The following is a 13,934-nucleotide window of genomic DNA, read 5'->3' as shown; positions in this document are numbered from 1 at the left end:
AGAGACAGGGGAGTTGCGGGACGCGCGCGGGTCGGCGCGGGGGATTCCCGGGCTGTTGGGGCGGGTCGCCCGGGCGGCGGACGCGGAGACCGCGCGGGCGGCCCTGGAGGAGATCGGGGAGCGGGTCTGCGAGTTGAGGTTCGTCGTGTGCGAAGCCACGGCGTACACCGTGCCCTTCCTGCTGGACCTCGCCGGCAGTCCGGACCCTCGGCATCTGCCGTGCAAGGCCGACGTCCTCGAACTGCTCCTCGCGATCGTCAGCGCCCGCCAGTGGCCCGCCCACCTGACGGAGCGGATCGGCTGGGAGGCGGCGTCGCACGAAGCCGTACGCGCCGGGCGGGCCGTGATCGAAGGGCTCGCCACCTCCGTGCGTCCCGACGTCGCCGCCGCGGCGAGCCGGCTCCTGCCGGCCATGGACCGGCAGACGTAGCCCCGCCCTCAGTCGTCCTGGAGCCGTTCCCCCGCGTACCCCGCCACCACGCCCACCACCAGCACCGCGTTCGACATGAGGATGCCCTCGGCCTCCAGCTCCTGCCACTGCATCACCATGTTCAGCGCCTGCGCGGCCACCCCGACCGTGAAGACCGCCAGCGCGTGCTGGAACTTCGAGTCGCGGAAGGGTTCGCGGTGGGACCGGCCCGCCGCCCAGGTGGCCAGGGCTATGCACACCGCGTTGGGGATGTGGATCAGCATCAGTCTGCCGTTGAAGGTCTCCAGGTTCTCCGAGGTGGCCAGATGGTCGTTGACCAGCGTGGTCTGCAAGTACTCCGTCAGGAGCAGGACGACGATGCCGGCCGCCCAGGCGCGCGCGAGCCCGAACACCGCCGCTCCCCGCCCCTCCTCCCGTTGGACGGACGCCCCCGGGTAGCCGTACCTCGTCATCGCCAACCGCCTCCATCAGTGCTCGTGCCTGCCGGTCCGGAGGCGGGAACCTGAATCCCGCGCTCTCAGACCACCGTGAAAAGAAGAACCGCCGCGAAGCCGAGCGCCGCCAGCCCGCAGCCCACCACCAGCAGCCCGTACTGGAGCACCGGCGACCAGTTGCCGCGGCCCGCGACCGTCGCCGTGCGCTCCGGGGCCGCCGGGTCGTACGCCACCGTCACCGGGTCGCCGACCCGTATCGACCGGCTCGCCAGATCCTCGAACTCGATCTGGCGGCCGTCCGGCGTACGGAACGCGAAGAAGTACTGCCGCGCGTCCGAGCGGTTGTACGGCTCCTGCTCGATACGCACGCAAGTGCCCTCTGCCCGTATACCCGCTCGCAGCGCCCGATTCACGCCCGAAAGGCGACGCGCGTAGTGCGTTGCCAACCAGCCGAAAAGCAGAATCATGCCGCCGAAGAAAAGGTAATCGCCGCCCGGAACATCCATTGTGGACCGCCTAATTGACCGTGATCGAGTCGATTATTTTCTTCAGGTCGCCCTTGCTGAGTTTTCCCTTGACCGCGTCGATCCGTACGGCGTACGTCTTGTCGCCGGCGTCGAGGCCCGCGATGATCACGCCGTCGATCCGGGTGCCGGCCTCCGGGGCCAGCGTCCCGCCCGGGGTCCCCGCCCCGGAGCCGGCGCCTGAGTCCTTCTGGGTGAATTCGAAGTTGACCCGCCGCGCCTCTTCGTCGCCGTCCGGGCCGGGGACCTGGATCTCCTCCTGCTCCCCGAGCGTCGAGCCGAGCGCGACCCCGGCCTCGGCGCCGATCGCCGCCTCCTCCACCGAGTCGGCGTCCGTGAAGTCGAGCTGCACCGTGATCATGCCGATGGTCCCGCTCGCGTCGGAGAGCGTCGCCGCGGCCGCGTTGTACTTGCTGCGCTCACCCGCGCCCTGCGCCTCGAACGCCGCCGGGTGCGCCACCGTGACCGCCGGGGTCTTGAGCGTGCCCCAGCCCTCCGGCACCGGGCCGCTCCCGGCCTGCGAGCCGCACCCCGCCGCGAGCATGAGCGCGGCGAACGCGGCGAGCGCGGCGGTCGCCGCGGTGATCGCGGAGGGAGTCCCGGACACGGTCGCCGAGCCGGTCGAGGTCGTGAAGGTCGCCCGTCCGGTCCGCCCGGCCATCGTCGTCCCTCTCGTCGTCTTCTTGCTGCTCATGGCGTGTGTGCTCCTGTCCCCGGGATCAGTTCGCACAGTAGCTGTACGGGACATAACTGCGGTTGTCCCCCTTCGGCGCACCCAGGAACTGCGCGTCGTTGAGGTTCTCCTCCTTCTTCTCGGTGGAGACCGAGAAGCCGAAGCTCAGACCCAGGTTCAGCTCGAACCCGTACTCCGCCGCCTCGGTCTGGCCGGTGTACGTGTTCTTGCTGGAGAGGCCCTCGTCGAAGAGGAGTTGGCCGAACGGGTCGTCGTTGCCCGGCCGCTTCGTCGGTGCGTGGTCGTCAAACATGTAGGCGAACGGTGCCCCGTTGTCGCCGCTGCCGTCGAGCCATTTCTGGGCGATCGCGCGCTGCTCGGCACCCTCGGCGCCGGGCTTGAGGACGACGGAGTTGGTGACGACCTCGATACCGGTCTCGTTGTCGGTGCCCTTCGCGCTGCCGCTGCCGCCGCGCTTGTCGTCGTCCTTCTTGCCGTTGTCGCCGCCGACCGAGACGCCGTCCTTCGTGGCGCCCTTCTCGACGGTGCGCGTCATGTCTATGCGCAGCAGCTCACCGGTCGTCTTGTCGTGGCTGACGGTGATGGTGCCGGTCTGCGTCGTGGTCGCGCTCGACTCGCCGCTGATGGGGCCGGCCTCGTAGCCGACCTTGCCCGTGTACTCGATGGCGGCGCTGTACGTGTACGACTTGAGGTTCCGGTAGTTGTTGTCGGTCCAGGTCACCTCGGGCGAGAACTTGAAGCTGCCGCCGAGCGTCGCGCCGAGCTTCTTCTCGTCACCCGCCGACAGCTTCATACCCCCGGCGGCGCTGGCCTCCAGGCCCACCTTGCCGTAGCTGATGTGCCGGTTGCCGAGCTTCTCGTCGATGCGCTTGCGGAGCTGCTCCTCCTCGTACATCGGACCGCTGTTGAAGAAGTAGGCGATGCTGTTGCCGAGCCCGCCACCACGTGAGTTGGCGTGCCGGTTGGCCAGCTCGTAGGTCTTGAGGTCCTCGATGTCGTCGCGGAACGCGGCCGCGTCCTCCTCGCTGTCGAAGACCCAGGTGTCCCCGTTGGTCACCTTGATCCCGGCACCGAGCTCGACCTTGTCCGAGCCGAACTTCCCGACCTTGGCGCCCGGCTTCCAGTCCTTCTTGGCGGCGACGGACGCGGCGTCGGTGAAGGTCATCATCACCTGCTGGTCCTTGTCGTCGACCTTGCCGTCCTTGTTGACGTCGGTCTTGGACTGGAAGGTCTGCTGCTGGAAGCCGTACTCCTCGCCCCACTCGATGAACAGCACCTTGCCCTTGGCGCCGGCCTTGTCGCTGATCGAGGAGATCTGACAGAGCGGCGGTTCGTAGTCGGCGTCGGTCTTGGGGGCGCTCTGGCTCGGCTTGCCGTTGCCGGGGGTGCACGGTCCGAACGTGACCAGGCACTTCAACTGGTCGGCGATGGTCCCGTCCACACCGGTGCCCACCATCGCCCCCGCGACGGCCGCGACGACCACCACCATGCCCACGTACTCGGTGGCGGAGGTGCCGCGGTCGCCCCGTGGTCGTCCTCGTACCAGTTCCCGTCTCATCCGACCGTCCCCCTCGGTGCCCGCACGACTTTCCCGTATACGGAATCGAATCGGAGCGTACGGACGGCGCGGACCCGGTGGCGTGGGTCCGTGGACCCAACCCGGACCCAAAGCGGACCAGTTACCTGGTGGGCGCTTCCAGGGTCGGCTAGTTTCAACTTCAAATGAAACATGGGTTAACGCCTGACTGCTTCGCCCGATTTTGGTGGTGCCTACGAAGTGGGCGACGTACCACTGACATCGGTGAGGTGTTCTCTGTGCCCTAAGTCGTGGATAAAGTGCTGAGCGGTGGTCGCAGGACATCGAGAACGACTACCGAGCAGGACCGCCAACCAGGACTGTCGAACACCGAGCGGCAGGACCAGCAGGAGAGAGAGAACCGCGGTCGCCGGAACTCCGGCGGCCGAGCTGAACGGGGATCCAGGTGTCAACCGCCATAGCTGTCACAAGTCACGACCTGGTGCTGCCGCCCACCGACCAGCAGACGCCCACCGCGGCCCTGCTGCAGGCGCCCGACGCCCAGCCTCTGGAGGCCGCGCTCGCGGACATGCAGGTCCTGGTGGAGCAGCAGGGTTACGTCGTCGCCGTCTACCCCGCCTCCATCCCGGTCGCGCACGAACAGCGGCTGCACACGGTCCGGTCCGTCCTGGAGAGCGATCGCATCGCCCTCCTCAAGCTGGACCTCCCGCCGCTCGGGCTCGCCGTACTCGTCCGCCAGCTACGGCAGTTGTCCATCTGCGACTTCAGCGCCGGTGTCGTCGCGTCGGCCGCCCGGCTGCTCTCCCACTACATCCACGCGGGTGCCCTCCTCAACTCGGTCACCAAGCTCGACCGTGTCCCGGTCAGCCTCAAGTCGCACGCCAAGTCCTGGGTGCCGGGCTCGCAGTTCGGTGTCCTCGCCAACCCCGATCCCCAGTTGATCAAGATCGGCAACGGCGAGCTGACCGGCCCCGAATTCGGCACGCAACTCCTGGTTGCGAAGGGGCAGTTGCAATCGGACTGGGTGACCGCGACACTCGCTCCCGCCTGGCAGGTGCAGGGGGTGCAGGAGATGGCACTTCTCGCGGATTCCCCACGCTGGTGGGGAACGTCCAAGATGGTCGAATTCGCCGCGTTCCTGCCGGATATCTCCGTTCTTTATCAGCTGGTTTCATCCGTACGGCGAGAGGTCTGTTCCTGGTGCGGTCTCGAACTCATCGGTGATCGTTGCGGATTCTGCTCCGCGCCGCTCTCCCCGGCCGAGAACCAAACGTACGGTTCAGGTGTCCTGAACCAGGGAACACCCACGCGCCACGGGTCGTAACCCGCCTGCCAGGCGGTTCGTACGGGCCGGAGGTGGCGGTCGGCACCGTACGGCAACCGCTCCACCCCACTCCCTGCCCGCCCCGTCAGTCCCCGTCCCACGTCTTCGAACGAGGTTGTCCCGCTCATGAATTCACGGCAACGCCGCGGCATCATTCTCCTTCTCCTATCCGTCCTCTGCGCCTTCGGCGCCTTCGCCGGTGTGCTCTCGGTGATCAGCGACGTGAATTCGAAGGTCGGACCCGAGGTGGCCGCGTACCGGTTGAAGGCGGACGTCGCTCCGTACACGGCTCTCGAAGAGGGCCAGTTCGAGAAGATAGAGATGCCCAAGCGCTGGTTGTCCGACAACGCGGTCACCGACCTCGCCGTCGTCAACGGCAAGATCGCGGTCACCCAGCTCAAGAAGGGTTCGCTGCTCCAGGACGACATGCTCGTCAAGCGTCCCGCCCTCGCCAACGACGAGCAGGAGATCGCGATCATGATCGACGCCGCGACCGGCGTCGCGGGCAAGATCAACGCGGGTGACCTGGTCAACATCTTCGCCACCTTCGCGGCCGAGAACCAGGGCGACGACGCGCAGTCCCGGATCATCGTGCCCAACGCCAAGGTCATCGACGTCGGTTCGCTGACGCCGCTGGAGCCCAAGGAGGACGACCGGGGCAGCAACACCGGACCCCGTTCGGCCGTCCCGATCACGTTCGCGCTCAAGACCAAGGACGCCCAGCGCGTCGCCTACGCCGAGTCCTTCGCGCAGCACGTACGCCTCGCCCTGCTTCCCGACGACAGCCCCACCACGCTGCGCCCCGGGGAGAGCACCTACACCCTCGAAGGGGACAAGTGAGGGACGAATGACGACCAGAATCCTTCCGGTCGTCGGCGATGCCGACGCCGCCAGATCCATCACCACCCTGCTCAGCCAGCTCCCCGACGCGGAGCCGGCCGGGCCGGTCGGCGACTCGACCTCGCTGATCGACACCCTGGCCAGGCTGGCCGCGGAGTCGATCGACGAACTGCCGGAAGTCGTCCTGGTACATGAGCGGATCGGTCCCGTCCCGGCCCTTGAGCTGATCCGGGAGGTGGCCCTCCGCTTCCCGGCGGTCGGGGTCATCCTCGTCACCGCCGACGCGAGCCCCGGCCTCTTCTCGGCCGCGATGGACTCCGGCGCGCGAGGACTGGTCGGTCTTCCCCTCTCGTACGAGGAACTCGCCCAGCGCGTCCAGGCCGCGGCCGGCTGGTCCGTGGGCGTACGGCGCCACCTCGGGCACGGCGGCGACGTGTTCACCGGCCCCGGTGGCACCGTCGTCACGGTGAGCGGGGCGAAGGGCGGTGTCGGTACGACGGTGGCCGCCGTCCAACTCGCCCTCGCCGCCAAGGCGTCGGGCATGACGGTGGCGCTCGCCGACCTGGACCTCCAGGCCGGCGACGTCGCCTCCTACCTGGACGTGCAGTTCCGCCGGTCGATCGTGGACCTCGCGACCATCCAGGACATCTCGCCCCGCGTACTCCAGGACGCGGTGTTCATCCACCACACCGGCATCGGGCTGCTGCTCGCGCCGGGCGAGGGGGAGCGGGGCGAGGAGATAAACGACCGGTCCGTACGCCAGATCGTCAGCGCCCTGCGCAACCGCTACGAGGTCGTGATCGTCGACTGCGGTACACAGACGACGAGTGCGAACGCGGCGGCGATCGAGATGGCCGACACCACCCTACTGCTGACCACGCCGGACGTGGTGGCGGTACGGGCGGCCAAACGCATGGTCAAGCTCTGGGACCGGCTGCAGATCCGCAAGGCGGAGGAGACGACGATCGTGGTGAACCGCTACATGCGGAACACCGAGATCCAGCCGCCCCTCATCGAGAAGATCACCAGCACCAAGGTGTCGCGGATCGTCATCCCGGCGAACTTCAAGGAACTGCACGCCGTGGTCGACGCGGGCCGCATGCAGGACCTGGACTCCAAGTCGACCGTGAAACAGGCGCTCTGGGGGCTCGCCGGGGAGCTGGGGCTGGTGAAGACTTCCGAAAGCACGGAGAAACAGGGGAAGTTCAAGGGAGACCGGGGCTCGGTCGGGGTCCGCCGCGGACGGTCGAAGTGACCGCGACGGCTGCCGGGACCAGAGGGATGACGAGGCTGAGGGGGCACGTTGAACCATGAACAATCCACAGATACGGGCAGATAGGCGCGGCGGCCCGCGGGCCGCTCTCCGGGCGCGCGGCGACCGCGGCCAGGCCGCCATCGAGTTCACCGGCCTGATGCCGGTCCTCCTGGCCACCGTCGTCCTGCTCTGGCAGGCCGCGATGGTCGGCTACACCTTCTCCCTCGCGGGCAACGCGGCGGACGAGGCGGTACGGGCCGGGACCGTGGCCCAGCCGGGGGCGCGCACCCAGGCGTGCGAGGAGGCCGGTCAGGAGCACCTGCCGGACGCCTGGTCGGCGGAGATCAACTGCGAACCGGACGGCGACCTCGTCAAGGCGCGGGTCGACCTCGACATCCCGTTCCTCTTCCCCGGCTCGGTCAACATCCCGTTCACCAGCGTCCCGGGCCGGTCGGCCGCCGTGAAGGAGAGCTGACCATGGCGAAGCCACGCACGCGCTCGAAGGACAAGGGCCAGGCCGCCATCGAGTTCGCCGGCCTCATCACCCTCCTGCTCCTCGTCGGTCTCGCCGCCATACAGCTCGGCCTCGCCGCGTACGCCGTCCAGCAGGCCGGTACGGCGTCCCGCGCCGCCGCCCGCGCGGCCTCCACGCTGGACACCGACTACAAATACGTCGGCGAGTCCTCCATGAGCGACTGGCTGGCCGATGACGCCACCATCGAGACCGCGACGTACGAGGGCGACGAGGTCAAGGTCACCGCCCGCGTCCCCGTCCCGGCGATACTGCCGGTCTTCGACTTCCCCGACGCGGAGAGGAGCGCCACCATGCCCCTCGACTGAGCGGGGCGCACCGGCGTTCACCGCACGCAGGCACGCACACACGCACCACCCGAGCATCACACCAGCAAGACCTGGGAGTTGAGGACATGAGCCTGAGGGCGCGCATCAACAGCCCTGAGCCTACGAACGGGCTCAGCGAGGAGAGCCTGCTCGTCGGCGTCTACCGGGCCAAACTCCTCGAAGAGATCGACCTCGCGGAGATGTCCGCGCTGGCCGCGGCCGAGCGCCGGGCCAGGCTCGAACGGGTCCTCGGTCACATCATCAGCCGCGAGGGCCCCGTGCTCTCCTCCGGCGAGCGCTCCCAGCTCATCCGCCGCGTCGTCGACGAGGCACTCGGCCTCGGCATCCTGGAACCCCTGCTCGAAGACGCCTCCATCAGCGAGATCATGGTGAACGGCCACGAGCAGGTCTTCGTGGAGCGCAGCGGCCGACTGGAAATGCTGCCGATGCGGTTCACCTCCAACGAACAGCTGATGCAGACCATCGAACGCATCGTCTCCACCGTCAACCGCCGGGTGGACGAGGCCAATCCGATGGTGGACGCGCGACTGCCCTCCGGCGAGCGCGTCAACGTCATCATCCCGCCGCTGTCCCTGAGCGGGCCCATCCTCACGATCCGCCGCTTCCCGCGCGCGTTCACCCTCCAGGAGATGATCGGACTCGGCTCGCTCGACGAGCAGATGATGATCCTGCTGGCCGGCCTGGTCCGCGCGAAGTTCAACGTCATCGTCTCCGGGGCGACCGGCACCGGCAAGACGACGCTCCTCAACGCGCTGTCCGGACTGATCCCCGAGGGCGAGCGCATCGTCACCATCGAGGACTCCGCCGAACTCCAGCTTCAGCAGCAGCACGTGATCACGCTGGAGACCCGCCCGTCCAACGTGGAGGGCAAGGGCCAGGTCACCATTCGTGACCTCGTACGCAACTCCCTGCGTATGCGCCCCGACCGCATCATCGTCGGTGAGGTCCGTGGCGGTGAGACGCTCGACATGCTCCAGGCGATGTCCACCGGTCACGACGGCTCGCTCGCGACCGTCCACGCCAACAGCGCGGAGGACGCGCTGATGCGACTCCAGACCCTGGCCTCCATGTCGGAGGTCGAGATCCCCTTCGTGGCGATCAAGGACCAGATCAACAGCGCCGTCGATGTGATCGTGCAGCTGACCAGGCACGCCGACGGTTCCCGTCGCGTCACCGAGATCGCCATCGTCGACTCGCACGGCCGCGAGGAGTACCGGATCATCTCGGTCTGCCGCTACCTCGCCAAGCCCATGGCCTCCGACGGGCGGATCCACGGCCACTTCGAGTACTACCCCCTGCCCCGCCGGATCGCGGAGCGCCTCTACATGCGGAGCGAACCCATTCCCCCCGCCTTCGGCGTCGCCGAGTCCGACGAGGAGCTCGCGCTACGCAAGTCGGCCGCCTGACGGCCGACCACCGGCCCCCTACCCGTCCCTGCCCGCCGCTCACCCAGAAGGTCCCCGCACGACATGGATAATCTTCCGCTTCTGACGATAGGCATCACACTGCTCACGTGTGTGCTCGGCGTCATCGGCGTGCACGTCTACTCGGCGGGCAAGGCCCAACGACAGGTGCTCGTCGACCGGATGTCCCAGACGGGCCAGATGGCGACGGTCGGCGGGCGCCGACGGCGCTTCACCGGGCTGGACCGGCGGCTGCGCAGGACCGGTATCGGCAAGCGCATCGACCGCAAGATCGCCGTGACCGGCCTCGATCTGACACCGGGCGAGTACGCCATCTACGTGCTGGCCGGTCTGCTCGGTCTCTACTTCATCATCGGGGCCATCTTCGCGCCGTTCTTCGGTGTGCTGGCGGCGCTCGTCGGCGTGTGGGGCGGCAACGCGTTCCTCAACTGGCAGCGGACCAAGCGGACCGAGGCGTTCATCAACCAGCTTCCCGAGCTGACCCGCGTGCTGGCCAACGCCACCCAGGCCGGTCTCGCGATGCGTACGGCCCTGGTGATGGCGGCCGAGGAACTGGACAACCCGGCCGGCGAGGAACTGCGCAAGGTGGCCGACCAACTGGCGGTCGGGCACTCCCTCGACGACGCGCTCGGCGAGCTGGCCGAGCGGCTCCCGTCCCGTGAACTCGTCGTCCTCGTCACCACGCTGATCCTCTCCAGCCGCGCCGGTGGCCAGGTCGTCAGCTCGCTGCGCAACCTCACCGAGACGCTGGAGGAGCGCAAGGAGACCCGGCGAGAGGTCAAGACGATGCTCTCCCAGATCCAGGTCACCGCGCTCGCCGTGCCGATGCTCGGCCTCGGCTTCCTGCTGATGATCAACGCCACGACGCCGGGGGCGCTCGACAAGATGACCGGCTCGGCGCTGGGGCAGGTCGGCACCGTGATCGCCTTCGGCCTCTACGGTGTCGGCTTCTTCTTCATCCGCCGTATGTCCCGCATCCAGGTCTGAGAAAGGAGGGCACGCACACCATGGAACTTCTGCTTTCGGCCCTCATGGGACTCGCCATCTACGGCGTCTTCCACGGCATACGGCTCTACCGCGCCGACGCCAAACTCCCCGGCGACCTCGCGATCGCGCTGGAGGTCGGCGCCTCCCGGACCACCGCAGTCGGCTCCGGCATCGACCGGATGGGCATGCGCTACGCGCCGTCCGTGCTGCGGATGATGGGACCCAAGCGCGTCGACGCGCTGCGCCGCCGCCTCGACATGGCGGGCAACCCCGGCGGTATGACGGTCGACCGGTACGCGGCGCGGCGGGCCGTCTACGGCGCCCTCGGCGCGATGGCGGCGCTCTCCCTGCTCGTCCGCGGCCAGACCGTCATCGCGGTCGTCGCCTTCGCGTACGGCATGGTCTGGACGGACGTCATCATCCGCAGTGCCATCCGCAGGCGCCGCGCGGACATCGAGCGCACCCTGCCGGACTTCCTCGACGTCCTCGCGGTCGTCGTCTCGGCCGGCCTCGGCTTCCGGCAGGCACTGGAGCGCGTCGCCGAGAAGTACAAGGGCCCGTGGTCGGACGAACTGCGCATCACCCTGCGCCAGATGGACATGGGCGTGGGCCGCCGCGAGGCGTTCGACCAGCTGCGCAAGCGCAACGCCTCCGACCAGGTGTCGATGTTCGTCACCGCGCTCCAGCAGGGCGAGGAACTCGGCGCGCCGATCGTCGACACCCTGATCCAGATCGCCAACGACATGCGCCGCACCGACGCGCAGAACGCCCGGCGGAGCGCGGCCCAGGCCGTCCCGAAGACCACGCTCGTCGTGACCATGGTGATGCTGCCGGCCACCATGATCCTGATCGTGCTGAGCTTCTACTACGGTTCCGGCGTCGACTTCGGGGAGATCCTCTCCGGAGACTGACCACGACCGGCGAGCGCGGCGTAGCGAGACCGACGACCCGAACGGGAGGTGACCCTCATGGCCCCACGAACGACGACCCTGACCGGCGGACTCCGCAGCGAGATCCCGAGTACGGCCACCACGCCGAACCATCTGCCTTCGCTGCCGATCCAGGTCAACGCCCTCCAGGCGCTGTGCCGTCAGACGTTCGGCTTCCGGATGGCGATGATCGTCCTGGCCGCGCCGTTCGCCCTGGACCGTACGGCGCCGGGACTCGCCACCTGGCTGGTGGGCTCCGCGGTGCTCGTCACCTTCATGGTCTCGTACGTCCTGCTGCGCGACTGGGAGCGCTTCGGTCCCGTCCTGCTGCGCCATCCGGCACTGCTCGCCGTCGACATGTTCTTCGGCGCGCTCCTCCTGGCCACCGCGTCGCCCGACTCGACACTGGCGTACGTCACCATCTGTACGCCGCTGCTCGCCGGACTGGTCTACGGCTGGCGCGGCGCCGCGCTGTTCGCGGTGCTCCAGTCCCTGATCGTGGGCGGCGCGTACGCCGTCAACGCCGAGGTCGAGGCCGGTTTCAACGCACTCCTGCTGCCGGGCCTGTGCGTCATCGCCGGCGCGATCGGCAGCACCCTGCGCAATCTGATGCTGGGCTTCGGCACCGCCAGCCAGGCGCTCACCGAGGCCCGCGCCCGGCTCGCCGTCACCGGCGCGGTCGAGGAGGAACGGGCCAGGCTCGCCCGGGAGATGCACGACTCGGTGGCCAAGACCCTGCACGGTCTGGCGATGGCCGCCGACGGACTCGCCAGCACGGCCGACCGCATGGACCCGCTCACGGTCAAGCACCAGGCGGAGCTCGTCGCGCGCTCGGCCCGCCGCGCCGCCGCCGAGTCCCGCGAACTGCTCTCCGACCTGCGCCGGGAGTCCGGCCTGGACGGCGGAGTCGACGTCGTCGCCGAACTCCGGTCACGTACCGAGGACTTCACCCGGCGCCACGGCGTCAAGGCGACCTTCCGGCAGCTCGGCGAGACGCCGATGCCGCCCATCCCGCACGCCGTCGCCAGGCACACCCTGACCATCGCCACCGAGGCCATGGAGAACGCGCAGCGCCACGCGCACCCGACGTACGTCGACGTATCGGCCGGAGTGGTACGCGACGTGCTGCGCATCAGCGTGTACGACGACGGGAAGGGCCTGCCCGAGGGCACCTCGCTCGAAGACCTCAGACGGGCCGGGCACTTCGGCCTCGTCGGCATGGTGGAGCGCGCGGCGTCGATCGGGGCCCGTATCCGTATCGGCAGAGGCCGGGCGGCGAAGGGCACGGAAGTACGGCTGGAACTCTCGCTCAACGCTCTGGGCGTGCCCCGGAACGCGCAGCCGCAGCAACCCGCACCACTGCTCAACTGACCGCCAACCACCCACCGTTCCCCACCCATGGAGAGGAGGCCGCAGCCATGCCGGACGACGTCTCAAGGAGTTCCGGGCAGCACTGGACGCAGCAGTCGCACGTTTCGCAGCACTCGTCCTCGCACGCCACACCGCTCAGCTCGGAGCACACCACCACCGGAGTCCCCACGTCGGCACCGCCGGCGGCATCCGGAGGATTCCCCGCCCTTCCCGCACCGATGCCCGCGGCGCCCGCGCTGCGCGTCGTGATCGCCGACGACAACCCGGTCGTACGGGCCGGTCTGACCGTCCTGCTGTCCGGCCGCGACGACATCGAGGTCGCCGCCGAGGCGGCCGACGGCCGCCAGGCGTACGAACAGACCGTGCAACACCACCCGGACGTCGTCCTGTTGGACGTCCGGATGCCGGGTGTCGACGGGATCTCCGCCCTGCCGCACCTGGTGCGGCACGCACCGGTCCTGATGATGACCTACAGCCGCGAGAGCGAGATCGTCCACGAGGCGCTGCGACTGGGCGCGGGCGGATACCTCGTCCACGGCGAGTTCACCGCCGACCAACTGGTCGCCGCCGTCAGGGACATCAAGCAGGGCCGGGCCCACTTCACGCACTCCGCCTCCAGCGCGCTGCTGGCGAGCGTGCGGGGCGGCGGCGGAGCGGACCCGGGCTCGGGAGCGCTTCCCGAGGGACTCGGTACGGCGTTCACCGGCCCCGGCTACCAGCCCGCCCAGCCGAGCCATTCGTCTGCGAACGCACACGTCGGTCATGGGCATCCGCCATACGTTTCTCCGACAAACAGGCAAGTAACACCCGGGGATCGCGAGTTGAACCCGCAACAATTTGCTCCAGGGTCTTCGCTTTCGCAAGCGAATGTGGCACATTCTCCTCATGGGCAGGCGGTGCCCGGGATGCCCGGCACGGCCGGGGTGGCCGGGTCACCGGACGGCCTCTACTCGGAGCTGAGCCAGCGGGAGGTGGAGATCATGGACCTGATCGCGTCGGGAATGACCAATCAGCAGATCGCCTCCGCCTGCTTCATCAGCCAGAAGACCGTCAAGAATCACATCAATCGCATCTTCGCCAAACTGAACGCAGGCAGCCGGGGCGAGGCAATCGCCTTCTGGCACGGGGCACGAGGGGGGTCGGCCGGTCGTGGCTGAGCGTGCTGAGGGCCTTGGGGGCCGCGGTAACGAGGAGAGGGCCCAGTCGGTCGGTTGGGCCCGGGGTTGGGCCTTGGGGCCCATGTCGTGGGGTGCCCTTCGGTCGTACGTTTCTCATGTCGCCAGCGAGACCGGCCAGGAGGAAGCCGGAAGCGCTGGTGACACCG

15 protein-coding genes are annotated in these 13,934 nt (G+C 68.7%); 11 read left to right on the top strand and 4 right to left on the bottom strand.

Translation table 11 applies throughout. The features are described 5' to 3' along the window. The first annotated feature begins 13 nt into the window (after nucleotides 1-13). The gene (locus P3L51_RS30210; RefSeq protein WP_354608508.1) at nucleotides 14-430 is read left to right on the top strand and encodes a hypothetical protein; all 417 of its coding nucleotides are present in this window, start codon (nucleotides 14-16) and stop codon (nucleotides 428-430) included. 8 nt (nucleotides 431-438) lie between these two features. Here P3L51_RS30210 and P3L51_RS30205 read toward each other — a convergent pair whose 3' ends face one another. The 4 genes from P3L51_RS30205 to P3L51_RS30190 all read right to left on the bottom strand — a co-directional run bounded on the left by P3L51_RS30205 (nucleotide 439) and on the right by P3L51_RS30190 (nucleotide 3,640). Continuing rightward, nucleotides 439-882, bottom strand: coding sequence for a hypothetical protein (locus tag P3L51_RS30205; RefSeq protein WP_354608507.1), 444 nt, complete (start codon nucleotides 880-882; stop codon nucleotides 439-441). A gap of 65 nt (nucleotides 883-947) precedes the next feature. Continuing rightward, complete coding sequence (locus tag P3L51_RS30200) at nucleotides 948-1,232, bottom strand: DUF3592 domain-containing protein (RefSeq protein ID WP_435594560.1); 285 nt, start codon at nucleotides 1,230-1,232, stop codon at nucleotides 948-950. 148 nt (nucleotides 1,233-1,380) lie between these two features. Beyond that, nucleotides 1,381-2,082: a hypothetical protein gene (locus P3L51_RS30195; protein ID WP_354608505.1), complete on the bottom strand. Its 702-nt coding sequence runs from the start codon at nucleotides 2,080-2,082 to the stop codon at nucleotides 1,381-1,383. A 25-nt stretch (nucleotides 2,083-2,107) separates the two neighbouring features. Continuing rightward, a complete protein-coding gene (locus P3L51_RS30190; RefSeq protein WP_354608504.1) occupies nucleotides 2,108-3,640 on the bottom strand; it encodes a hypothetical protein in 1,533 nt (510 codons plus the stop codon). A 424-nt stretch (nucleotides 3,641-4,064) separates the two neighbouring features. Between P3L51_RS30190 and P3L51_RS30185 the strand changes: the two genes are divergently transcribed. The 10 genes from P3L51_RS30185 (at nucleotide 4,065) to P3L51_RS30140 (ending at nucleotide 13,767) form a co-directional block, all read left to right on the top strand. After that, nucleotides 4,065-4,943 carry a hypothetical protein gene (locus tag P3L51_RS30185; RefSeq protein ID WP_354608503.1) on the top strand — a complete coding sequence of 293 codons (879 nt, stop codon included), beginning with the start codon at nucleotides 4,065-4,067 and terminating at the stop codon, nucleotides 4,941-4,943. 126 nt (nucleotides 4,944-5,069) lie between these two features. Further along, complete coding sequence (gene cpaB, locus P3L51_RS30180; RefSeq protein ID WP_354608502.1) at nucleotides 5,070-5,783, top strand: Flp pilus assembly protein CpaB; 714 nt, start codon at nucleotides 5,070-5,072, stop codon at nucleotides 5,781-5,783. Between the two features lie 7 nt (nucleotides 5,784-5,790). Continuing rightward, nucleotides 5,791-7,038, top strand: coding sequence for a CpaE/TadZ family protein (locus P3L51_RS30175; protein ID WP_354608501.1), 1,248 nt, complete (start codon nucleotides 5,791-5,793; stop codon nucleotides 7,036-7,038). A 55-nt stretch (nucleotides 7,039-7,093) separates the two neighbouring features. Next, a complete protein-coding gene (locus P3L51_RS30170) occupies nucleotides 7,094-7,513 on the top strand; it encodes a TadE family protein (protein ID WP_354608500.1) in 420 nt (139 codons plus the stop codon). Between the two features lie 2 nt (nucleotides 7,514-7,515). Then, the gene (locus P3L51_RS30165; RefSeq protein ID WP_354608499.1) at nucleotides 7,516-7,878 is read left to right on the top strand and encodes a TadE/TadG family type IV pilus assembly protein; all 363 of its coding nucleotides are present in this window, start codon (nucleotides 7,516-7,518) and stop codon (nucleotides 7,876-7,878) included. Nucleotides 7,879-7,964: 86 nt separating this feature from the next. Further along, entirely contained in the window at nucleotides 7,965-9,305 is a 1,341-nt protein-coding gene (locus P3L51_RS30160) for a TadA family conjugal transfer-associated ATPase (RefSeq protein WP_354608498.1), read from the top strand. A gap of 63 nt (nucleotides 9,306-9,368) precedes the next feature. Next, entirely contained in the window at nucleotides 9,369-10,310 is a 942-nt protein-coding gene (locus P3L51_RS30155) for a type II secretion system F family protein (protein ID WP_354608497.1), read from the top strand. A 20-nt stretch (nucleotides 10,311-10,330) separates the two neighbouring features. Further along, nucleotides 10,331-11,221, top strand: a complete 891-nt coding sequence (locus P3L51_RS30150; protein ID WP_354608496.1) for a DUF5936 domain-containing protein — start codon at nucleotides 10,331-10,333, stop codon at nucleotides 11,219-11,221. Nucleotides 11,222-11,278: 57 nt separating this feature from the next. Next, on the top strand, nucleotides 11,279-12,610 hold the full coding sequence (locus tag P3L51_RS30145; protein WP_354608495.1) for a sensor histidine kinase: 1,332 nt from the start codon (nucleotides 11,279-11,281) through the stop codon (nucleotides 12,608-12,610). Nucleotides 12,611-12,657: 47 nt separating this feature from the next. Next, nucleotides 12,658-13,767, top strand: a complete 1,110-nt coding sequence (locus P3L51_RS30140; RefSeq protein ID WP_354608494.1) for a response regulator — start codon at nucleotides 12,658-12,660, stop codon at nucleotides 13,765-13,767. Nucleotides 13,768-13,934: the final 167 nt, after the last annotated feature.

The sequence above is a fragment of the Streptomyces panacea genome, assembly GCF_040560175.1.
GTDB classification, from domain to species: Bacteria; Actinomycetota; Actinomycetes; order Streptomycetales; family Streptomycetaceae; genus Streptomyces; species Streptomyces panacea.
The sequence above is the reverse complement of the archived record's forward strand: the minus strand, read 5'-3'. Positions and strand labels throughout refer to the sequence as shown.